This window comes from Klebsiella sp. HN106, from assembly GCF_051209435.1.
In the GTDB taxonomy this organism is placed as follows: domain Bacteria; phylum Pseudomonadota; class Gammaproteobacteria; order Enterobacterales; family Enterobacteriaceae; genus Klebsiella; species Klebsiella oxytoca.
The window spans coordinates 1,301,772-1,322,729 of record NZ_JBLURD010000001.1 but is presented as its reverse complement, the minus strand read 5'-3'; the positions used below and the strand labels follow the sequence as shown (position 1 = coordinate 1,322,729).

The following is a 20,958-nucleotide window of genomic DNA, read 5'->3' as shown; positions in this document are numbered from 1 at the left end:
CTATTCAAATAGCCCTTCAATATCGTTGATCAGTTCGCTGAGGGCGACTTTATCCAGCTCCGAAAATCGGGCCTGCTGCGGAGCGTTGCCGCCCCAGCCGTACTGCCGGGCATTTCCGGCGTACAGCCAGACTTTGCTTAATAGCTGCTCGGCGCTGAGCTCATCCGGCAGCATGCCCACGGCGAAGCCTTCGTCGATTTCCATTACCAGCGCCCGCTGTCCCAGCGGTTTTAGCATCCAGCCGATCCAGCCAGCGTCCTGCGGCTCGCCGCGTAGCCAGCCTTTGTTCGCCAGCCCGATGACCCGGCCGCTCGGGCACTTGCGTCCTGCCCAGCGCGTCAGCTCTGTAGTCGCCAGCTCGGCGGGCGTCAGGGTGTAGCAGTTGCGATCGAGCTGACGGAACGGCGGCAGCAGTTCGTAATCGGCAAATAGCTGACCAAAAGTGGCGGCATCCTGCGGCGTCATTTCCAGCAGATGCGGAAGGCCGATACGAATGTCGCCGTCCGGCAGAGGAAAGAGATCGTCATCGGCATTGCTGTAGCTGTTGTCTTCCGCCACGCGGAAACAGGCCTGCAGGCGGTTGTCCTCACCGTATACGCCCCATACCAGGCAACGGGTGAGATGGCGTACCAGCGGATGGTTGACCAGGAACAGGCGGAAGTTCTCCGGCGTCCAGCGGCGGCGCTGGCACATGGCCGACTCCATCCGCGCGATTTGCTGGGCGGCAATCGTGCGGGCATCTTTTTTCAGGGCCTTGTAGCGATTGACAGCCTCGGCGGCGAGCGCGTTATCGTCGCTTTTATTCGGCTTCGGCAGATCTTTCAGACGGCTGCCGTTTTCATCCCTGACGTACGGCTTGAGCGCTTCATCAAAGCTCACGATAAAGCGCCGTGGGCCAAAATCGAGGGTGAGCTTACCATCCTCATTCAGACCCAGATCGGGCGCCAGGCGGTCTTCCAGTTCTTCCACGGTCAGCCCGCGGCTTTCAGCGATATCGCCGATTTTCTCTCTGGCGCGTTCCTGCAGGGCTTTGAATTTTAGCTTCTGGGCGATGCCGTTAAGCTGCATCAGGGCGATATCCGTGCCGATGGCGGCGAGAATATCTAATCCGACGGTGGCGCGCTTATGCTGAGATTCGCCGGGCCAGGCGCGGATCAGCGGCGTCAGGGCCCGGGCGGTATCATCGTTGCCGAAAATCCCGAGCGCGGTAAACGCCCAGCTCTCTTTCGATGGCGCTCCGGCGGTTTGCCAGGCGCTGAACAGATCCCAGGCAAAGGCGGCAAGTGATTCGGCAGTACAGAGATCTTTAACCTGCTGCAGGCCGGGATAAATCCCCTCCTCTGACGGGAAGCGCAGCATTTCGCCGAGCGCTTTTATGGGGCCATCCGGCAGAGCCAGGCCATTTTCCCGCAGCAGCGGACGCGTCCACAGCGCAGGCTGGTAAAATGCGGGCAGCGGCGGAATTTTGGTCGGATGGTTATCCAGCGGATCGAGGGCGAGCAGGGCGGTAACGGCCTCCGTTACCGCCGGCTGATTGTAGCGCCGGGCGACCTCTTCAAGCAGCGGCTGATGGCCGTTATCCACCAGCATACGTATCGCCAGGCGCGCGCTGTCCTGCGCTTCGCCCGCTTTGCCGAGGGCGGCGGGCAACAGGCCGGTAATCGCATGTTCAGGATAGGCCAGCAGCCATTCGCGCGCGCCTTCACGCAGCGATTTAAGTTTGTTAAAATCGCGGGCGATGATGGGGGCCAGTTTGCTGGCGGCAAACCAGATCGCAACCGACAGGTTTTCCTGCGGATAGCGTGAGAAGGAGTGGATAAAGCCCGGCAAACCGGCGAGACGCAGGTGCGCCATCACAAAGTCTGCGCCGGTGTGGGGCTCCTGGCTGAGCGCGTTCCAGGCCTGTAGCGCCCGTCCGGCGGGCAGGGCGGCGAGCATGTACAGCTTCCACTCTTCCTGGCGATAGGTATGGGCATTCTTAAATTCCGCAATCAGCGCCGGATAATCCTGTCGTTGCCAGGCATCGATAGCGGCATCGGAGACATCTTCATAGCGATTTTGGCTCCGGTTCCAGCTGTGGAAACCTAAGCAGGACAGGAGCTCCTTTTCATCTTTTTCTTTGCCATTATCGAGCTGGCGGGCATACCAGCTACGCTGTTCGAGAAGCTGTTTGCTTGCCTCTTCCGTCAGCATACAGACCGGCTCTAATGGGAGCGGCGGCAGATTCAGCTGTGCAATGGGGGATTTTTTCTTTTTCGCCGCCCAGGGTGGGGTGACCAGCACCGGCGGGAGCATATCGTCGCGGGCGCACTCGGCCTGCTGGCTTAACTGCTGCTGGCAGGCTTCCAGTAGCGTCGCGGCCTGTGCAGAGATCCACGGCACAATTTCTCCGACTAGCCCCGGCTGCCCGCTGAGCAGGGTCATCAGCATAATGCGCCAGCGTTTCTCTTCTTTCTGCGTCAGCAGTTCAGCCAGCGCCGCCAGCGCGGCGTGCGGGAAGCGCGCGCTGGCCTGGGTCATCCGTTCGTGACAACGCTTACCCTGCTCGCTTGCGAGGATTAGCTGGCTCAGCGCCTGCGGATGGTTAATTTGGCTGACCAGCTTACCGCACAGATCGTCATGAACGTAGGGTGCGAAGCGGGCGATGCCGGCAACGCCCTGTTCGCGCATCACCGTCGCGTTCCAGACGCTGCCGTGGTAGTAGTCGTTAAACAGGTTCTCCGCCCGATAAGGCTCCAGCGCTTTGACGAGCTGCGGGTCGCGAACCACCACCTTCAGCCATTCCGCCGTTCTGATAGTTTTATGCGCCAGTACTCGGCGGGCGATTTCGTGGACGATATCCGGGCGATCGGGCAGCAATAGCGCCACCAGCGGCTGCTGCCCGATGGGCATATCCGCCAGCGCGGCGATCAGTTTATTCACGCAGCGCTGCCAGAGCGGTTCATCGGCCTGAGCCAGATGCGCGCGCAGGCGCACGTCGAGCATCCCGGGCCCGCGCGCGCTGGTGGGTTCTGAAAGGAAGGTCACCTGCAGGGTCTGGTAATTGTAATCAAAAGTAATGTGCTGCAGGGCAATAAACGTCTCGACGGCGTATTCCAGTCCGTAGACGTAAACAATTTCGTCCATCAGGTCGGCATTGTCGCTGCTGCGCCAGCCGCGACGCGTGGCGAGGGCGAGCTGCACCGCCAGCGCAGCAGGGGAGAGCGGGCCATCCCTAAGGGCTTCGTTGATGGTTTGCTGCCAGTAGGCGGAACAGTCGGCATAGTCAAAGGTCACGGCTTTCCCGGACTGCTGGTGGATCTCTTTGCCGAGACTCATCAGTTCGCTATCTGCAGGCGCGGCGATCGGTGGACCGGGAAAGCGGCGTGAAGGGAGCACATCTTGCAGCAGCTCATCTGACAAAGCCAGTTCGGCATCGTCCGCCAGCCACGGACGAGCTATGTCTGCAGGCACGGTGGCGCATGCGGGCGGCGGCGCAGCTGGGGTAGATGCCGGTTCCTCCGGCAGGCTGGCTGCCGCAGACGGCGTGGTTTCACCTTGCTCAACGTAGCCTTTGCGGTTTTTTTCATTGATCAGCTTCTGCCCGGCCTTACTGGCCGCTGCCGCGTCGGCAAAGGTTTTAATCTGCTTCTGGCCGCTGGTACCCACCTTCCCCCAGCTCAGATGCAGTTCGTTATCCTGCTGCTCAACCGCCCAGAACTTATGTGATTTTTCATCCTGATAAATAAACGTTTTCATGACTAAGTCCTTTTAATCGAATAGCGATTCGATATCGTTAATCAGTTCGCTGGCGGCGATAGCGTCGAGCGTTGCGAAAGCAAAGGTCGGTTTGCCGTAGTCAATATCGCCTTTGGTAACGATTTTCACTGTCTCGAACGGGATGAGTTCGTCGTAGGTGGTTTCTCCATACAGCAGCGAAAAAGGTTCCACTTCCAGCACCATGTCGCCGCTGGCGGCGGGTTTGAACATGCCGCAGATGCTGCCGCCATCTTCTATTCGCTGCCAGCCTTTGCGCTCCAGTCCGACGATGCGCCCGGCCTGGCACTGGCGTCCGCGCCAGCGCGTTAATTCTGTGGCCCGGTTTTCGCTTTCCGTCAGGCGATAGTGGTTGCGATCGAGCTGGCGGAACGGCGGCAGTAGTTCATAGTCGGCATACAGCTGGCCGAAGGCGGCGGCGTCTTCCGCGGAGATTTCCAGCACGTGCGGAAGGCCGATTTGCCCTTCAGGCAGGCTGAACGGGTTATCTTCTGCATCGCTGTAGCTGTTATCTTCGGCGACGCGGAAGCAGGCCAGCAGGACGTTTTCCTGGCTATAGACTCCCCAGATCAGGCGGCGGGTGAGATGGCGCACCAGCGGATGGTCGACGAGGAACAGGCGGAACTGTTCGGCGGTCCAGCGGCGGCGCAGGCACATGGCGGTTTCCAGACGCTGAATTTGCTGGGATGCGATGGTACGGACATCTTTTTTCAACTGTCTGTAACGACTGACGGCCTCCGCAGCCCGCGGTTCATCGTCGCTTTTGCCGGGCTTCGGCAAATCTTTCAGGCGTCGGCCGCTTTCATCGCACACAAAGGGTTTCAGAGCTTCATCGAAGCTGACTGTAAAGCGGCGGGGGCCGAAGTCGAGAACCAGAGTGCCGTTGTCGTCCAGTCCGAGATCCGGGGCGAGGCGGTCTTCCAGCTCGGCAATGGTCAGTTCACGCTGTTCGGCAATTTGCTTGATTTTGTTCTGTGCATTCTCCTGTAGCGCCGCAAATTTGATTTTTTTCGCAATGCCGTTTAGCAACATCAAAGCGATGTCGCTGCCGATTTCTGCCAGAATGTCCAACCCAAGCGCTGCGCGTTGATGTTGTGATTCTCCAGGCCAGGCACGGATGAGCGGCGTCAGCGCTCGCGCGGTATCGTCATTACCGAAAAAGGCTAATGTTGTGAAGGCCCAGTTCGCTTTTGAAGGGCCTCCGGCTTCAATCCAGGCGTTAAAAAGATCCCAGGCAAAGTTAGCCAGAGATGTTGGAGTGCAGATGCTTTTTACGGTATTCAGTCCGGCGTAAAGTTTCACTTCGCGTGGGAAATTCAACATATCGCCGAGGTAACGCATGGCGTTATCCGGCAACGGCAACCCCGAGCTTTTGAGCTGTGGTCTGCGCCACAGTGCAAATTGATAAAATTCAGGCAAAGGCTGAATTTTCGTCGGGAAATCGTGAAAGTCTCCTGCGTCGAGAAAGGCTCCCAGTGCAGCGATAATCTCCGGTTGTTGATAGCGCTGTGCTATTTGGGTTATCAGAGAACGGTGATTATTTTCGGCCAGTAATCGCAAAGCTTGTTGAGCGTCGTCCCTGTCTTTGCACGCTTTTCCTAGCGCTACGGGCAATAACCCGGCAATGGCATGTTCGGGATACTCAAGTAACCAGCTTCGGGCGTCTTCGCGCAGCGTTTTTTTGCGGCTGAAGTTTTGTGCCATCGGCAGTGCCAAATCGGTTGTGCCGCAATAGGGGGTAAACGGCCACAGCGACTGGCGATCGTGTTTAAGATAACGGACAAATATCGGCAGGGCATCGATGCCAAAAATGGGTAAGATCCCCTCTTCGCCTTTGTGAGGTTCATCAGCCAGAGCATCCAGCAGGGCTAATGCTTGCTCGCGCGGCATCCAGGCCAGCAGATACAGCTTCCATTGCGAATACTGCTTACCCGTATACTGATGGAACTCATTTATCAAGGTGGCATAGTCTGCACATTGCAGGGCTGTGACGGCGCTTTGCGGAATGGGGACTTTTTGCGATGTGCCAGGGGTTAACTGTTGCCACTTTTCAAACCCCAGACGCCACAGAAAGTTTTGTTCCGGGGTGAAAGGCTCCGTCACTTTTTCCCAATGATAGCTTTCAAATGGCGGCAGGTCCGCGTACCTGAATTGGCAGTGGTAATCACTGTAATCGTAGCCAGTTAGCTCTTCCGTTATTGCCGGCGTCAGGCTTAGCGTAGAAGTGACGGGGAGTATGGATAGTTTGAATACTGGTGATGCGCTTTTTTGATTTTGCTTTAGCCACGGCGGGGATACCAGTATTTCTGGTAGGGTCTCCGGGCTGGCATATTCTGCTGATGAGTCGCTATGCGGCCGCGTCGCGGTTAACGTTTCTGCGGCGTGTGCGTCAATCCATGGCAGAACTTGCTCTACCCGAGCTGGTTCAGCGCTGATGAGTACCGTTAGCGCTTTGCGCCAGATCGGATCTTCATAGCTCGTCAGCAGCGACGCATAAGCGGCAATGGCTGCATGAGGATATTTTTGACTGGCCTTACTTAAATATCCCAGGCGCTTATTTTTGTTGCCGGCACCAAGAATTAATATCTTAAGCGCATCCGGATGGTTCGTTTTAGCTAACCACTTAGTGAAATAGTCAGTAGCTTCAAGCTCAGGTAATTGGGTGCTTGCTTCCTTTTCGTCCAAATCGTTGACGAGTTGACTTACCCCGATCATGCCTTGGTTGGCTATCAATGTGGCAACATAGGGGAGAAAGTGAGAGTAAAGTGGAGGCAACGGATATTTTTCTAGCGTAATCAGTGCAGAAGGGGCATTGACAACCATTTTCAACCACGCCATTGCCGGAATCTCTTCTGCGGCGAAACGTAATGCTATCTCATTGGCGATATCCGGACGCTCTGGCAACATCAGTGCGACAAACGGCTGCATAGCGGGAGAAAGCTCAGGAATAGCAGCAATCAGTTTTTTGACACAGCGTAGCCACTCTTCCTCTGGCGCTAATGAAAGATGATGACACAAGCGCGGGAGCCAGTCGGGCAGATATTCTGTTTCGTTAACAGGAAAGTCGCTACGTACGACAATTTTCTTAAGATCATCATCGTACTTGCATGCCACTTGTAGGGTATGACAGGCGATCTCAACCGTGGTTTCAAGCCCGTATTGCGTCACAAAGAGGTCGATTAAATCACCAGAATAATAGCCCATTTGCCCGAGAAGAGCCGCTTCGGAAAGCAGGCTTCCGGTGGATTGATTATGCTTAATCCGTTGGTGTAGTTCAGCGTAGGCCTGTTCCCAGGCCGGTGACGTGAAATGATAGTCGGATGGCCTGAATTCGGCTTTATCATTCCTGGTAATGCGTTGCCAAATCTGATTGCCGTCCGGTGTGGTATTAAACGGTCTGGAACGGTTACGGTGAGGGAAAGCAAACCAGCCGATCTCCTCTGTTAGCGGTATATGGGCATCATCAGCGAGCCAGGGTCGGTTATTAGATTGGCTAGCGACAGCCTGGGGCGGGCTTTTTTCCGCCGCGGTATTTTCTGCGTAGCCTTTTCTTGTCTTCTCACCAATCAGTTTCTGTTTGGCTTTTGCAGCAGTGGCGCTATCGGCAAAGGTTTTAATCTGGCTCTGGCCGCTGGTGCCGACCTTGCCCCAGCTCAGATGCAGCTCGTTATCTTGCTGCTCCACCGCCCAGAATTTATGTGATTTTTCGTCCTGATAAATAAAAGATTTCATTTTCTTCCCTGTGTTTTTATCCAGTTTGGATTTTATGCTAGCAGTTATTACTAAGAACACAGAGGGGGAGGACGACAAGAATGCGATTTTCAGAATTTATAAAAAAAGCGCTGCCGGAGCAGCGCTTTATGCGGTATTACTTGACCTGCTGGCCTGGCTGGGCGCCGCTGTCCGGGCTTAACAGGAAGATATCTTTCCCGCCAGGGCCTGCGGCCATCACCATGCCTTCCGAGATGCCGAAGCGCATTTTACGCGGCGCCAGGTTGGCGACCATAACCGTCAGGCGGCCAATCAGCGCCTGCGGATCCGGGTAGGCGGAGCGGATGCCGGAGAAGACGTTGCGCTTCTCGCCGCCGAGATCCAGCGTCAGGCGCAGCAGCTTGTCGGAACCGTCCACGAACTCGGCGTTTTCAATCAGCGCGATGCGCATATCGACTTTGGCGAAATCGTCAAAGGTGATGGTGTCCTGAATCGGATCGTCCGCCAGCGGTCCGGTGACCGGCGCTGACAGCGCTTTCACTTCTTCTTTCGACGCTTCGACCAGCGCTTCCACCTGCTTCATTTCGATGCGGTTATACAGCGCTTTAAAGGCGTTAACCTTGTGACCGAGCAGCGGCTGCTGAATGGCCTCCCAGCTCAGTTCGCTGTTGAGGAACGCTTCGGCGCGGGCGGCCAGCTGCGGCAGAACCGGCTTGAGCCAGGTCATCAGCACGCGGAACATATTCAGGCCCATGGTGCAGATGGCCTGCAGATCGGCATCGCGGCCTTCCTGTTTGGCAACCACCCACGGCGCCTGCTCGTCAACGTAGCGGTTCGCCACGTCGGCCAGCGCCATGATTTCACGGATGGCTTTACCGAACTCGCGGCTATCCCACGCTTCGCCAATGCTTGCTGCGGCATCGGTGAAGGTTTTGTACAGCGCCGGATCGGCCAGCTCGGCGGACAGCATGCCGTCGAAACGCTTATTGATAAAACCGGCGTTGCGCGAGGCGAGGTTCACCACTTTGTTGACGATATCGGCATTAACGCGCTGCACGAAATCTTCCAGGTTCAGATCGATATCATCGATACGCGAAGAGAGCTTGGCGGTGTAGTAGTAGCGCAGGCTGTCGGCGTCAAAGTGGTTCAGCCAGGTGCTGGCCTTAATAAAGGTTCCGCGCGACTTGGACATCTTCGCGCCGTTGACCGTCACGTAGCCGTGAACGAACAGATTGGTTGGTTTGCGGAAGTTGCTGCCCTCCAGCATGGCCGGCCAGAACAGGCTGTGGAAGTAAACGATGTCTTTACCGATAAAATGATACAGCTCGGCGGTGGAGTCTTTCTTCCAGTACTCATCGAAGCTGGCGGCGTCGCCGCGCTTGTCGCACAGGTTCTTAAAGGAACCCATGTAGCCGATCGGCGCGTCCAGCCAGACGTAGAAATATTTACCCGGCGCGTTCGGGATTTCAAAGCCGAAGTACGGCGCATCGCGGGAAATATCCCACTGCTGCAGGCCGGACTCAAACCACTCCTGCATTTTATTCGCTACCTGCTCCTGCAGCGCTCCGCTGCGGGTCCACGCCTGCAGCATTTCGCTGAACGACGGCAGGTCGAAGAAGAAGTGTTCGGACTCGCGCATCACCGGCGTCGCGCCGGAGACGACCGATTTCGGTTCAATAAGCTCGGTTGGGCTGTAGGTCGCGCCGCATACTTCGCAGTTATCGCCGTATTGATCCGGTGATTTACACTTCGGACAGGTGCCTTTCACAAAACGGTCCGGCAGGAACATGCCTTTTTCCGGATCGTAGAGCTGGGAAATGGTGCGGTTTTTGATAAAACCGTTCTCTTTCAGACGCGTATAGATAAGCTCCGACAGCTCGCGGTTTTCGTCGCTGTGCGTGGAGTGATAATTGTCGTAGCTGATGTCGAAGCCAGCAAAATCGGTCTGATGCTCCTGACTCATTTCGCCAATCATCTGTTCCGGGGTGATACCGAGCTGCTGCGCTTTCAGCATGATCGGGGTTCCGTGGGCGTCGTCGGCGCAGATGAAGTTGACTTCGTGGCCGCGCATTCGCTGGTAACGGACCCAGACATCAGCCTGGATGTGCTCCAGCATGTGGCCGAGGTGGATTGAGCCGTTTGCGTACGGCAGTGCGCACGTTACCAGTATTTTCTTCGCGACTTGAGTCATAGTGGGCATTACATCTTCTATTGTAAAAAGGGGGTTTGATGTTACCGCAAAGGCAATAATTTGGTAAGCCCAAAGCTTATGGTGGGGGAATTATTCCCTTTAAGGTAAACTTAACGTACAAGATTCAACTCACAATAACAAAGGAGTCGGGATGAGTTCGCAATCCCAGGCCAAATCCCCCGAACGTCTACGCGCGATGGTCGCCGGGACCCTGGCTAATTTCCAGCACCCAACCCTGAAACATAACCTCACTACGCTGAAGGCGCTGCATCACGTCGCCTGGCTGGACGAAACCGTGCATATTGAAATTCAGATGCCGTTCGTCTGGAATAGCGCCTTTGAAGCTCTGAAGGAGCAGTGCAGCGCCGAGCTGCTGCGCATTACCGGTGCCAAAGCTATCGACTGGAAGCTGACGCACAGCATCGCCACGCTTCAGCGGGTAAAAAATCAGCCCGGTATCAACGGCGTGAAAAATATTATCGCTATCAGCTCCGGTAAGGGCGGGGTGGGTAAATCATCGACCGCGGTCAACCTGGCGCTGGCGCTGGCGGCGGAAGGGGCGAAAGTCGGCATTCTGGATGCCGATATTTACGGCCCGTCGATTCCGACCATGCTCGGCGCGGAAGATCAGCGTCCGACCTCGCCAGATGGGACCCATATGGCGCCGATTATGAAGTTCGGTCTTGCCACCAACTCCATCGGTTATCTGGTGACCGACGATAACGCTATGGTGTGGCGCGGGCCGATGGCCAGCAAGGCGCTGATGCAGATGCTGCAGGAAACCCTGTGGCCGGATCTCGATTATCTGGTGCTGGATATGCCGCCGGGTACCGGTGATATTCAGCTGACGCTGGCGCAAAATATTCCGGTTACCGGCGCGGTAGTGGTGACCACGCCGCAGGATATCGCTCTAATCGACGCCAAAAAAGGCATCGTGATGTTTGAAAAAGTCGAGGTACCGGTGCTGGGTATCGTGGAAAACATGAGCATGCATATTTGCAGCAACTGCGGGCACCACGAGCCTATCTTCGGTACCGGCGGCGCGCAAAAGCTGGCGGAGAAATACCACACCCAGCTGCTGGGCCAGCTGCCGCTGCACATCACTCTGCGCGAAGACCTCGACAAAGGGACCCCGACGGTAGTGGCGCGTCCGGAAAGTGAGTTTACCGAGACCTATCGTCAGCTGGCAGACCGCGTCGCGGCGCAGCTGTACTGGCAGGGGGAAGTTATCCCCGGTGAGATCGCCTTCCGCGCGGTATAGTCCACTCACTATCCTGAACCGTGCGGCGCAAAGCGCCGTGCGGTTTTTTACCTCCGCCGATCGCCGTTTTCTTTCGCTGAAATAATCACTGCGCGAATAATAGCGGTGTTAAATATTACTTATTTTTATTCACATTTGCTGATGTTGAGATTAATCAACAAAACATACTCTTAACATTGTTTTCCCTCCGCGCTTGTGCGAGCTTAATTAGCATAGCAGTGACCTATTTTAATTCGCCGAAAGGAATTTTATTTGGCTTTATTATTTGGCGGAATGTGGTAGTCATCAGTCATACGTCAATAAAAACGATGGAAGGAAAATATCGCCGTACTACATTTCCGGAGTGCATGATGAATAATATTGCTCTAATCGTTAAGTTGCGGGAACTTCTGGTCATCTTTATGCATTCGCGCACGCTGCCGGAGAAAGCCGCTGACGCACTGCGTTATTGTCAGGAAAATATCCCGCTGGCTGACCTTCCGATTGGCGCTTATGGCGAATATTGTGAAATTTATGAACAAATAGTTTTTTTATCGGATGATAAAAGTCGCACTGCGCCGGATGATTTACTGCGCAGCGGCGGGGATCTGATACTCAGTATTTTAATGCTCTACGAACAGGTCGCTGCCTATATTGCCGTCGAGGAGTTTATGCACAAACAAAACCGCTTTAACGAATAGCGCTTTAGCAACGATAAAAGATATGCCAGCGGCAGAATTTGTCCGCTGGCGTTTCGTTTTTAGCGATGATAGAAAATTTCGCCATCGTAGATTTTGAGGATTTTCCCCTCGGTTTCGGTAATCAGGACGTAGCTCCCGCCCATGTAGGTCCAACGCGTGCCGGCATCCGGCGCCGGCAGATTGCGCTGCTGCCACTGTTTGATATTGTATTCTGGCGTCAGGTACAGCGGCGGAACGGTATCGCCGATGTGGAATTGTTTAAAGTCTGCGGTCACTCCGTCCAGCTCATATTTCTGAATGCCGTCGCCGGTCGCCGCCCACGCTCCGCTGGTGCATGCCAACAGTACGCCCAGAAGCATCATTTTTGTTTTACGCATAGTTTCCTCATTATTATCCTGGACACTCAATCGCAGCCTCGTATGATTCCTGATACCTCAAGGAAATGGCAAGCGTTGGTTTCGTTAAAAGTGTAAGCAAACGGTGAGGCAACGATGTTTTTCGCCTGGTTGCGCCTGTTTTGAGAATAATCCGGGTTCGGGAGTGTCTATGTTAAGGCTGGAAGATCTGGCTCTGTTTGTCCGCGCTGCGGCGCTAAGCAGCTTCAGCGATGCGGCGCGAGAGGCCGGGCTGCAGCCGGCGCAGGTTAGTGCGGCGATCAAGCGTCTGGAAACGACGTTGAATATTCGTCTTTTTGCCCGTTCAACGCGGAGCCTGCGCCTGACGCCGGAAGGCGAGGCCTGGCTGCCCTACGCCACGCAGATGCTCGATACGCTGCACGCCGGGCTGCAAAAAATCCGCACGCCGGATGACGAAGTTCGCGGTACGTTACAAATTGCCGTGCCGTCCGATCTCGGGCGCAACCTGCTTCTGCGCGTTTTTCGCGGCTTTCGCCAGCGTCATCCTGCGCTGCGTCTGCGGATCCTGTTTTCCGATCATCGGACCGACGTGTTTAAAGATCCGGTGGACGTGGCCTTTCGCTACGGCGATAACGACGATGCTTCGTTTATCTCCCTGCCCGTCGCGCCCGATAACCGACGAGTGCTGGTGGCTTCGCCCGGCTGGATAGCTGAAAACGGCGAGCCGCAAACGTTGGAAGAGCTGGCGCGACATAATGCGCTCACCTACGTGCTGCGCGGCAGGGCGTTTGACCGCTGGCCGTTGAGCCGGGAAGGGAAAGTACACCACGTGCAGGTTTCCGGCACTATCGTGAGCGATGATGCGGAGGTGATTCGCCGCCTGGCGATTGCCGGTGAGGGGATTGCGTACAAATCTGAACTCGACGTCGGCGACGATATTCGTGCAGGGCGACTCCAGGTGCTGCTGCCGCACTACCAGGGCGACGTGGTGCCGCTGAATATGATTTGCCCGCACCGCAAACAGCTTTCGCCTGCGGTACGGCTGCTGTATGAGGCGGTGAAAGAGGCGTGCGAAGCGGTTAATTCCAGCGCGCTCTCTGCGGGCCGGTAGCCCGGATAAGGCGCGTCAGCGCCGCCTCCGGGAACGGTGTCAGTTATAACTGTTACCCATGTTTCCGGTCTAAAGTGCTACCCATGTTTCCGGTTCATACCCTGCGCTTAGCCGGGCTACGAGTTCACAGCAATCTGCGGGCCGGTAGCCCGGACAGGCGTGCCAGCGCCGCCTCCGGGAACGGTGTCGGGGTGAAGCATCGGCGTGGCTTTTCCCCGGTGGCGCTGCGCTGACCGGGCTACGAGTTCACAGCAATCTGCGGACAGGTAGCCCGGACAAGGCGCGTCAGCGCCGCCTCCGGGAGAACGATCGGCGCGAAGCTTAATGCTTCACCAGCGTGGCAAAGTAGTAGACCAGCGGAATCGCAAGGATCCACAGGCCGATGGGGATTTCCCGCCATTTGCCGGCGATGGTTTTGATCACGACATAAAACAGCAGCCCGCCGGCAATCCCGGTACCGAAGCTATTGGCAATCAGCGTAATCATCACCATCATCAGCACCGGCAGGCCGTCGGTGAAGTTAGCCAGATCCACTTTGCGCAGGCCGCTGAACATATTCAGGCCGATGAGGATCAGCGCAGGTGCGGTCGCCTCTTTCGGGATCATCAGCGCCACCGGCGTAAACAGCAGCATCAGGAGAAACATTACCGCCGCCGACAGCGCGGTTAACCCGGTTTTACCGCCGGCTTCCGCTGCCGCCGAGGATTCAATCAGCGCGGTCGCCGCCGGAATACCCAGCCAGGGACCTATAGCCGCAGCGATCGAGTCGACCATAAACGGGCGATTGATATGCGGCATATTGCCTTCTTCATCCAGCAGACCCGCTTCGCCGCCCACGGCCAGAGTGGTGCCCATCGTGGAAAAGAACTCTGAGGCGAAAAAGACGAACAGGAACGGCAGAAAGGCGATATTCAGCGCGCCCAGCATATCGATTTGCCCCAGCACCGGCGTCAGCGAATGCGGCATATCGATAAAACTGCCCGGGAGTCTGGTAACGCCCATCGGAATACCGACCAGGGTTGCAAAGAGAATCGCCCACAGAATCGAGCCGGGGATTTTTCTTGCCTGCAGGGCAATGGCCAGAAACAGCCCGCAGAGCGCAACCAGCGCCCCCGGCGAAAGGAAATCCCCGAGCATCAGGGCGTTGGTTTTGGCGTTAGCCAGCACCAGTCCGGCGTTACGGAAGCCCAATACCGCGACGAACAGCCCAATGGACGCCGTCAGACCGAGCTTGATCGACTGCGGCACCGAACGGGTTACCACTTCACGCAGGCCGAATTTGGTCAGCAGGAAAAACAGAATCCCCGACCAGCAGGCGATACCAAGCCCGATCTGCCAGCCAATGCCTTCGCTGCCCGCCAGCGTGACGCCGACCAGCACCGAACCGCCGATGCCCGGCCCGACGATAAACGGCAGGTTGGCATAAAACGCCATCAGCAGCGTGCCGCCGACGAACACCAGAATCGTGCCGGTGGTTGCCGCGCCTTTATCCATCCCGCCCACCGCCAGCAGGCCGGGGATAACCACCAGTAGATAGGCGGCGGCGAGAAAACCGGTGATGCCCGCGAGGCATTCGGTGCGCAGCGTGCTGCCGCGGGAATACAAGGCAAAACGGCGCTCCAGCCAGCTTCCCTGCGCGGGTGAGTTAAGGGTATTGTCGGCCATGCTCAGGCTCCCTGATGTTTATTGTTGTGTTCTGTGTGTTCCGGGATTTCCCGGCAGTCTATCAGCGGCTCGACTATCTGGCGGGTGCTGCCGTCGGTCAAACCTAAATCTGTTAAATGCGGCCCGGCGTTACAGGCAAGGCAGGTACCCTCGATAGCCTTAAACACGCGATAGGGCGGCTCCCAGTCGGCGACTTCTGCGCTCAGGTCGCGAAGCTGGCGGAACTCTCTGGCCAGCTCCGGGGCGGGTAAGTCAGAAAGCATCCCGGCGATCGGCATCGCCACGTGGGCAAGGATTTTTCCCTGCTGCGACAGCGCCATGCCGCCGCCGGATTCGATCAGGCGGTTCGCCGCCAGCGCCATCTCGTCGGCATCGCGTCCGAGCACGACCAGGTTGTGAGAATCGTGAGAGTAGCTGGTGGCGATGGCGCCGCGCAGTTCGCCCCAGCCTTCCAGCAGCGCAATTTGCGGCGTCGCCTGGTGACGACCGTGGCGGTGCTTAACCCAAATCAGGCTAAATCCTTCCGGGATTTGCACCCGGCCATCGCGGACCTGCACCTCAACTTCTCCCCACTGGGTAAAGCGCGCGCCGCGAATATGCCGCAGACGGGCGACGCCGTGGCGAATGGCGCCAACGCGGAGGATAAAATCGTCAGGGCTGAGCGGCGGCATCTGCAGGGTATCGCGCGGCGGGGTAACGCCCGCCGCCGACGGAATGGGTTGAAGCAGGGCGCCATCGCGGGCAATCAGCTTACCGGCGACGTAAACTTCCTGCGCGTTGAGTCGGGATAAAGAATCGAAAACCACCAGATCGGCGCGGCGTCCGGCAGCAATCAGCCCCAAATCGTTACGCTGCAGACGGATCGCCGCGTTTAAGGTGGCGAAGCGCAGGACGTCGGTAGCCGGCAGTCCGTGCTCAATCAGCAGGTTGAGCAGGGCGATAATGCCGCCTTTTTCCAGCAGCATATCCGGCGGCACATCGTCGGTGCAGACGGTGATTTGCGAGGAAAGATGCGGCAGCGTTTTCAGCGCGTTAACGATATCCGGCAGCAGGTAAGGGTGCGAGCCGCGAATTTCGATAGTCAGCCCGGCGCGCAGTTTTTCCAGCGCATCGGCCGCCGAGGTGAGCTCATGATCGGAGGTGACCCCGGCGGCAAGATAGGCTTGCAGATCCGCGCCGCTCAAACCGCGCGCGTGGCCTTCGATCAGCTTGCCGCTGTTCAACCCGGCCTGAACGATCTCCTGCATCCGCTCGCTGCCGTGCAGCACGCCGTGCATATCCATCACTTCAGCAACGCCGCAGACTTCCGGCCAGGCCAGCATGGTTTCCATCTCCGCGCCGGCGAAATCGGCGCCGGACATCTCCAGTCCCGGCGTCGACGGCACGCTGGAAGGCGCCGCAACCATCACCTGCAGCGGCAGATGGCGGCTGGCAGCGACGGCGTAGCGCACGCCTTCGACGCCCAGTACGTTGGCCAGCTCGTGCGGGTCCCAGAATACTGCCGTGGTGCCCTGAGCCAGCACGATTTCGGCATAGCGTTCAGGCGGCAGGTGAGAGCTTTCAAGGTGAACGTGCGTATCCATCAGCCCCGGCGACAGGAAACATCCCGCCAGCGAGCGGCGTTCGAGGGCATCGGAGCGGCTGCCGCGCGGATGCACGCTGGCGATCGTTTCACCGACGATCCCGACGTCGGCCTCGCGGATTTCTCCGGTGGCCATGTCGACAATCTGCGCGTCGGTTAATAATAAATCGAACGGGGATTCTCCGCGCGCGGCCTGGACGGCGCGGCGGCGGGTTTCAGCACTGCTGGACATAACAACTCCGGCACAAGGATAATGGGGATACTCTAGGGGCAGAGCAAACGTTTGCCCAGATGAATAAATTTATCGCCCGATAACTTCGGGTTATTCTGCATGCTCACCGTTGACGAAAACATGATGACCGAACCCTGGCAGCGGCTGCCCGCGCTCTCTCTCAAGCAGATTCAGTACTTTGTGACCCTGGCCCAGCTGCGTCACTTCACCGACACCGCTAACCGGCTGGCTATCAGCCAGCCGGCGCTAAGCAGCGCGCTGCGGCAAATCGAGACGGTGCTCGGCGGCAAGCTGGTCAACCGTACCGCTTCGGCGGTGACCTTAACCGAGCTGGGGGCGGCGATTTTGCCCCACGCCCGGCGAGTGTTGAGCGTGGCGCAGCTGGCTTTTCAGGATATGCAGCAGATAGTCGAAGCCGGCGGCGACGGAACGGTGCGTATTGGCTTAGTGCCTTCGGTGAGTTCGCTGCTGTTTCCGCTGCTGCCGCAAACGCTGGCCCAGGCGTTTCCGCGCCTGAGGGTGGAGTTTCACGATCAGACCAACGACGCCCTGTTCTGCGAGCTGCAGTCGGGAAAGATAGATTTTGCCGTTGGCGCAATAGACAGTTCGTTACCGCCTGAGCTGCAGGTTTATCCTCTGCGCGAAGATCCGTTTGTGGCGGTGCTGCACGGCGACGATCCGCTGGCCGGGCAGCCGCATCTGCCGTGGAAGCTGCTCGCGGGGCGCGATATCGCGGTGTTTTCAAAGGGCAATATTCAGCGTCTGGTCGGCGCGCTGGCCGAGAGCCATCGCCTCACGCTGAATACGCGTTATCAGGTTGACTATATCGAGACGCTTTACGGCCTGGTGCGCTCGCGGCTGGCGGTGGCGATTCTGCCTGAGCTTTATACTACCCACCTTCAGGATCCGGTGTTAAAGGTGGCGCAGCTTCAGCAGCCCGCGCTGACGCGAACCGTGGCACTGATGCGCGGACCGCAGCCTCTGCCGCCGCTGATCGAGGAATGTTTTGCACTATTACTGAGTTCGCTGCGGGAAGTGAATCTATAGCGGGCGTTGCTCTCTCTACGGCTTGTGGTGAAATGCGAGAGAGGTAACGAAATAGTTTTTGTACCCTTTAAAATCAAAGGGTTATGCCTCTTTAAAAAATTAATTTGTTGCAGAAATGTCAGTAGATTATTCCGTGCGAATAAAGTTGATATAAAACAATAGGATACATTTAGAGAGTTCCCCGCGCGAGCGGGGATAAACCGGGCGCGCCAGGCCCTGGAAAATCTCAGACAGAGAGTTCCCCGCGCGAGCGGGGATAGTCCTTCCCCATGCATGTTGGAACAAATCTTGCCGAGCCGGGCCAGCTTGCGTTGTCCGGCGACTTACCGTAACCTGCCCGCTGAGAACGTTTTTATCTCTCAATGACTCGGGGTGCCCTTCCTTGTGAAGGCTGAGAAAAACCCGTACCACCTGATCTGGATAATGCCAGCGTAGGGAAGTCAGAGACCGCAGGGTCGTCGCTTCTTCATCGCCTGGCGGGAGCAAACGATGTCTGACCTGCTGAACCCCGCGCATATTGCCCATCTGCGGCACCTTTTTCACCGCCATTCTCCCCTTGTTCACTGCATGACCAACGACGTGGTGCAGACCTTTACCGCCAACGTCCTGTTAGCGATTGGCGCATCGCCGGCGATGGTTATCGATCCGGACGAAGCCAGCCAGTTTGCCGCCATTGCCGATGCGCTGCTGATTAATGTCGGCACGCTGACCGTTGAGCGTGCGGAGGCGATGCGCGCGGCGGCGCGTAGCGCAACGCAGGCGGGCAAACCCTGGACGCTGGACCCGGTAGCGGTCGGCGCGCTGACCTTACGGACAGAATTTTGTCTGGAGCTGCTAGCGCTGCAGCCTGCCGCCGTTCGCGGTAATGCGTCGGAAATCATGGCGCTGGCCGGAATGAGCGGCGGCGGGCGCGGCGTCGATACGACCGATACCGCCGCCGCAGCGCTGCCCGCAGCCCAGGCGTTAGCCCGCCAGCTGAATACCGTGGTCGCGGTGACCGGGGAGGTTGATTACGTCACCGACGGCCAGCGCATTCGCATGGTCACCGGCGGCGATCCGCTGATGACCCGGGTGGTCGGCACCGGCTGCGCGCTGTCGGCGGTGGTTGCCGCCGCTGCGGCGATGCCCGGCGATCGGCTGGAGAACGTGGCCGCGGCCTGCGGGCTGATGAAGCTCGCGGGGGGGAAAGCGGCGCAGCAGGGCGGCCCCGGCAGCTTTACTCCCGCCTTCCTCGATGCGCTCTATGCGGGAGGCGATCTGTGAAACGAATTAATGCGCTAACCATCGCCGGCACCGACCCGAGCGGCGGTGCGGGGATCCAGGCGGATCTCAAAACCTTCTCGGCGCTGGGGGCATACGGCTGCTCGGTCATCACCGCGCTGGTGGCGCAAAACACCCTTGGCGTCCAGTCGGTTTATCGTATAGAGCCTGATTTTGTCGCCGCGCAGCTCGATTCCGTCTTCAGCGATGTGCGCATCGATACCACCAAAATCGGGATGCTGGCGGAAACTGATATCGTTGAAGCGGTGGCGGAACGGCTGGCGCGTTATCAGATTAAAAATGTGGTGCTGGATACGGTCATGTTGGCGAAAAGCGGCGATCCGCTGCTCTCGGCGTCGGCGGTGGAAACGCTGCGCCAGCGCCTGCTGCCGCAGGTCTCGCTGATCACTCCGAACCTGCCGGAAGCGGCGGCGCTGCTGGATGCGCCGCATGCCAGAACGGAACAGGAGATGCTGGAGCAGGGCAGAGCGCTGCTGGGCATGGGCTGTGGAGCGGTATTAATGAAAGGCGGCCATCTCGATGATGCGGAAAGCCCGGACTGGCTGTTTACCCGCGAAGAGGAGCGGCGTTTTACCGCGCCGAGAGTCCAGACTAAAAATACCCACGGTACCGGCTGTACGCTATCGGCGGCGCTGGCGGCCCTGCGTCCGCGTTACGAGGATTGGGGGCGAACCGTGGCGGAAGCCAAAGGCTGGCTGTCGGCGGCGCTGGCGCAGGCGGATTCGCTGGAAGTGGGACACGGCATCGGTCCGGTACACCATTTTCACGCCTGGTGGTAAACGGCAAGACAACGGGTCAGCAGACTATGCTGAAAAAATAGGCTCCCGGCTGGAAAATCTGCTGAGTCGGTACCAGGCTTAACCTGCCCAAAATAATTGGGTTGGGAAAACGCATGCCGGTTTCGACCGGCACTTACGGGAGATAGCTATGACTGATATTACGCAGTTGCTTGGCAAAGATGCCGACACGCTTTTACAGCACCGCTGTATGACAATTCCAGCCGACCAGCTCTATTTACCGGGGGCGGATTACGTCGATCGGGTGATGGTTGATAACAACCGTCCGCCGGCGGTGCTGCGTAATATGCAAACCCTGTATAACACCGGCCGCCTGGCGGGAACCGGCTATCTGTCGATCCTGCCGGTCGACCAGGGCGTAGAGCATTCTGCTGGCGCCTCTTTTGCCGCCAACCCGCTGTACTTTGATCCGAAAAATATCGTCGAACTGGCCATTGAGGCCGGTTGTAACTGCGTGGCCTCCACCTATGGCGTGCTGGCCTCGGTATCGCGCCGCTATGCGCACCGCATCCCCTTCCTGGTCAAGCTGAACCATAACGAAACGCTGAGCTACCCGACCGAATATGACCAGACGCTGTATGCCAGCGTCGAGCAGGCGTTCAATATGGGGGCCGTGGCGGTCGGGGCGACGATCTATTTCGGTTCCGAACAGTCCCGTCGGCAAATCGAAGAGATTTCCGCCGCTTTTGAGCGCGCGCACGAGCTTGGTCTGGTGACCGTGCTGTGGGCCTATTTGCGTAATTCGGCGTTTAAGAAAGATGGCGTCGACTACCACGTTTCCGCTGACTTAACCGGTCAGGCCAACCACCTGGCGGCGACCATCGGCGCGGATATCGTGAAGCAGAAAATGGCGGAAAACAACGGCGGCTATAAAGCGGTGAACTTCGGCTATACCGATGACCGGGTTTATAGCAAGCTCACCAGCGATAATCCGATTGACCTGGTGCGTTACCAGCTGGCGAACTGCTATATGGGCCGCGCCGGGCTGATTAACTCCGGCGGCGCGGCGGGCGGGGAAACCGATCTGTCCGACGCCGTACGCACCGCGGTTATCAATAAGCGCGCAGGCGGCATGGGGCTGATTCTGGGCCGTAAGGCGTTTAAAAAATCGATGGCCGACGGCGTGAAGCTGATCAATGCCGTGCAGGATGTTTATCTGGACGGCAAAGTCACCATCGCTTAACAGGCTATATAACCCTGTAAAGCAACAGCGTCGTCTGCCTTCCCCGGCGGCGCTGCGCCTGGCCGGGCTACCGGCTCACCGCCGTCTGCGGCCCGGAGGCCCCAT

At 57.8% G+C, this 20,958-nt stretch carries 14 protein-coding genes and 1 riboswitch; of the genes, 8 read left to right on the top strand and 6 right to left on the bottom strand.

What is annotated here, in order from left to right:
• From ACSIPU_RS06160 to metG, 3 genes are all read right to left on the bottom strand, one after another.
• Complete coding sequence (locus tag ACSIPU_RS06160) at positions 1-3,738, bottom strand: WGR and DUF4132 domain-containing protein (RefSeq protein ID WP_032728538.1); 3,738 nt, start codon at positions 3,736-3,738, stop codon at positions 1-3.
• Positions 3,739-3,750: 12 nt separating this feature from the next.
• Entirely contained in the window at positions 3,751-7,488 is a 3,738-nt protein-coding gene (locus ACSIPU_RS06155) for a WGR and DUF4132 domain-containing protein (RefSeq protein WP_032728535.1), read from the bottom strand.
• Between the two features lie 136 nt (positions 7,489-7,624).
• On the bottom strand, positions 7,625-9,658 hold the full coding sequence (metG, locus tag ACSIPU_RS06150) for a methionine--tRNA ligase (protein ID WP_016809243.1): 2,034 nt from the start codon (positions 9,656-9,658) through the stop codon (positions 7,625-7,627).
• Positions 9,659-9,809: 151 nt separating this feature from the next.
• On the opposite strand from metG, the gene apbC reads away from it, so the two are divergent.
• Both apbC and ACSIPU_RS06140 read left to right on the top strand, forming a co-directional pair.
• Positions 9,810-10,919, top strand: a complete 1,110-nt coding sequence (apbC, locus tag ACSIPU_RS06145) for an iron-sulfur cluster carrier protein ApbC (RefSeq protein ID WP_004103811.1) — start codon at positions 9,810-9,812, stop codon at positions 10,917-10,919.
• A gap of 350 nt (positions 10,920-11,269) precedes the next feature.
• Complete coding sequence (locus tag ACSIPU_RS06140) at positions 11,270-11,599, top strand: hypothetical protein (RefSeq protein ID WP_004114049.1); 330 nt, start codon at positions 11,270-11,272, stop codon at positions 11,597-11,599.
• A 59-nt stretch (positions 11,600-11,658) separates the two neighbouring features.
• Here ACSIPU_RS06140 and ACSIPU_RS06135 read toward each other — a convergent pair whose 3' ends face one another.
• A complete protein-coding gene (locus ACSIPU_RS06135; protein WP_004103807.1) occupies positions 11,659-11,976 on the bottom strand; it encodes an RcnB family protein in 318 nt (105 codons plus the stop codon).
• 169 nt (positions 11,977-12,145) lie between these two features.
• On the opposite strand from ACSIPU_RS06135, the gene ACSIPU_RS06130 reads away from it, so the two are divergent.
• Both ACSIPU_RS06130 and ACSIPU_RS06125 read left to right on the top strand, forming a co-directional pair.
• Positions 12,146-13,066 (top strand): LysR family transcriptional regulator, encoded by a 921-nt coding sequence (locus tag ACSIPU_RS06130; RefSeq protein ID WP_004103805.1) that lies wholly within the window; start codon positions 12,146-12,148, stop codon positions 13,064-13,066.
• 83 nt (positions 13,067-13,149) lie between these two features.
• Positions 13,150-13,299, top strand: coding sequence for a hypothetical protein (locus ACSIPU_RS06125; RefSeq protein WP_158414353.1), 150 nt, complete (start codon positions 13,150-13,152; stop codon positions 13,297-13,299).
• Positions 13,300-13,387: 88 nt separating this feature from the next.
• Here the strand turns inward: ACSIPU_RS06125 and ACSIPU_RS06120 are convergent, their stop codons facing one another.
• Positions 13,388-14,731: an NCS2 family permease gene (locus ACSIPU_RS06120; protein ID WP_023321315.1), complete on the bottom strand. Its 1,344-nt coding sequence runs from the start codon at positions 14,729-14,731 to the stop codon at positions 13,388-13,390.
• A gap of 2 nt (positions 14,732-14,733) precedes the next feature.
• Positions 14,734-16,545, bottom strand: coding sequence for an adenine deaminase (locus ACSIPU_RS06115; protein ID WP_024274478.1), 1,812 nt, complete (start codon positions 16,543-16,545; stop codon positions 14,734-14,736).
• A 120-nt stretch (positions 16,546-16,665) separates the two neighbouring features.
• Between ACSIPU_RS06115 and ACSIPU_RS06110 the strand changes: the two genes are divergently transcribed.
• The 4 genes from ACSIPU_RS06110 (at position 16,666) to fbaB (ending at position 20,853) form a co-directional block, all read left to right on the top strand.
• The gene (locus tag ACSIPU_RS06110; RefSeq protein ID WP_168217130.1) at positions 16,666-17,592 is read left to right on the top strand and encodes a LysR family transcriptional regulator; all 927 of its coding nucleotides are present in this window, start codon (positions 16,666-16,668) and stop codon (positions 17,590-17,592) included.
• A 358-nt stretch (positions 17,593-17,950) separates the two neighbouring features.
• Positions 17,951-18,047: riboswitch (TPP riboswitch) on the top strand.
• A 34-nt stretch (positions 18,048-18,081) separates the two neighbouring features.
• Positions 18,082-18,855, top strand: coding sequence for a hydroxyethylthiazole kinase (gene thiM, locus ACSIPU_RS06105; RefSeq protein ID WP_024274477.1), 774 nt, complete (start codon positions 18,082-18,084; stop codon positions 18,853-18,855).
• Positions 18,852-19,652 carry a bifunctional hydroxymethylpyrimidine kinase/phosphomethylpyrimidine kinase gene (thiD, locus tag ACSIPU_RS06100; RefSeq protein WP_016809241.1) on the top strand — a complete coding sequence of 267 codons (801 nt, stop codon included), beginning with the start codon at positions 18,852-18,854 and terminating at the stop codon, positions 19,650-19,652. Before thiM ends, thiD begins: the two co-directional genes overlap by 4 nt.
• Before the next feature lie 148 nt (positions 19,653-19,800).
• The gene (fbaB, locus tag ACSIPU_RS06095; protein ID WP_004103793.1) at positions 19,801-20,853 is read left to right on the top strand and encodes a class I fructose-bisphosphate aldolase; all 1,053 of its coding nucleotides are present in this window, start codon (positions 19,801-19,803) and stop codon (positions 20,851-20,853) included.
• Positions 20,854-20,958 lie beyond the last annotated feature (105 nt).

What these genes read in the sequence shown, in the direction of transcription:
- ACSIPU_RS06125 (WP_158414353.1), top strand. Translation starts at nt 13,150, where the DNA reads ATGTTTCCGGTTCATACCCTGCGCTTAGCCGGGCTACGAGTTCACAGC.
- metG (WP_016809243.1), bottom strand. Translation starts at nt 9,658, where the DNA reads ATGACTCAAGTCGCGAAGAAAATACTGGTAACGTGCGCACTGCCGTAC.
- ACSIPU_RS06155 (WP_032728535.1), bottom strand. Translation starts at nt 7,488, where the DNA reads ATGAAATCTTTTATTTATCAGGACGAAAAATCACATAAATTCTGGGCG.
- ACSIPU_RS06130 (WP_004103805.1), top strand. Translation starts at nt 12,146, where the DNA reads ATGTTAAGGCTGGAAGATCTGGCTCTGTTTGTCCGCGCTGCGGCGCTA.
- ACSIPU_RS06110 (WP_168217130.1), top strand. Translation starts at nt 16,666, where the DNA reads ATGATGACCGAACCCTGGCAGCGGCTGCCCGCGCTCTCTCTCAAGCAG.
- apbC (WP_004103811.1), top strand. Translation starts at nt 9,810, where the DNA reads ATGAGTTCGCAATCCCAGGCCAAATCCCCCGAACGTCTACGCGCGATG.
- fbaB (WP_004103793.1), top strand. Translation starts at nt 19,801, where the DNA reads ATGACTGATATTACGCAGTTGCTTGGCAAAGATGCCGACACGCTTTTA.
- thiM (WP_024274477.1), top strand. Translation starts at nt 18,082, where the DNA reads ATGTCTGACCTGCTGAACCCCGCGCATATTGCCCATCTGCGGCACCTT.
- ACSIPU_RS06140 (WP_004114049.1), top strand. Translation starts at nt 11,270, where the DNA reads ATGAATAATATTGCTCTAATCGTTAAGTTGCGGGAACTTCTGGTCATC.
- ACSIPU_RS06115 (WP_024274478.1), bottom strand. Translation starts at nt 16,545, where the DNA reads ATGTCCAGCAGTGCTGAAACCCGCCGCCGCGCCGTCCAGGCCGCGCGC.
- ACSIPU_RS06120 (WP_023321315.1), bottom strand. Translation starts at nt 14,731, where the DNA reads ATGGCCGACAATACCCTTAACTCACCCGCGCAGGGAAGCTGGCTGGAG.
- ACSIPU_RS06160 (WP_032728538.1), bottom strand. Translation starts at nt 3,738, where the DNA reads ATGAAAACGTTTATTTATCAGGATGAAAAATCACATAAGTTCTGGGCG.
- ACSIPU_RS06135 (WP_004103807.1), bottom strand. Translation starts at nt 11,976, where the DNA reads ATGCGTAAAACAAAAATGATGCTTCTGGGCGTACTGTTGGCATGCACC.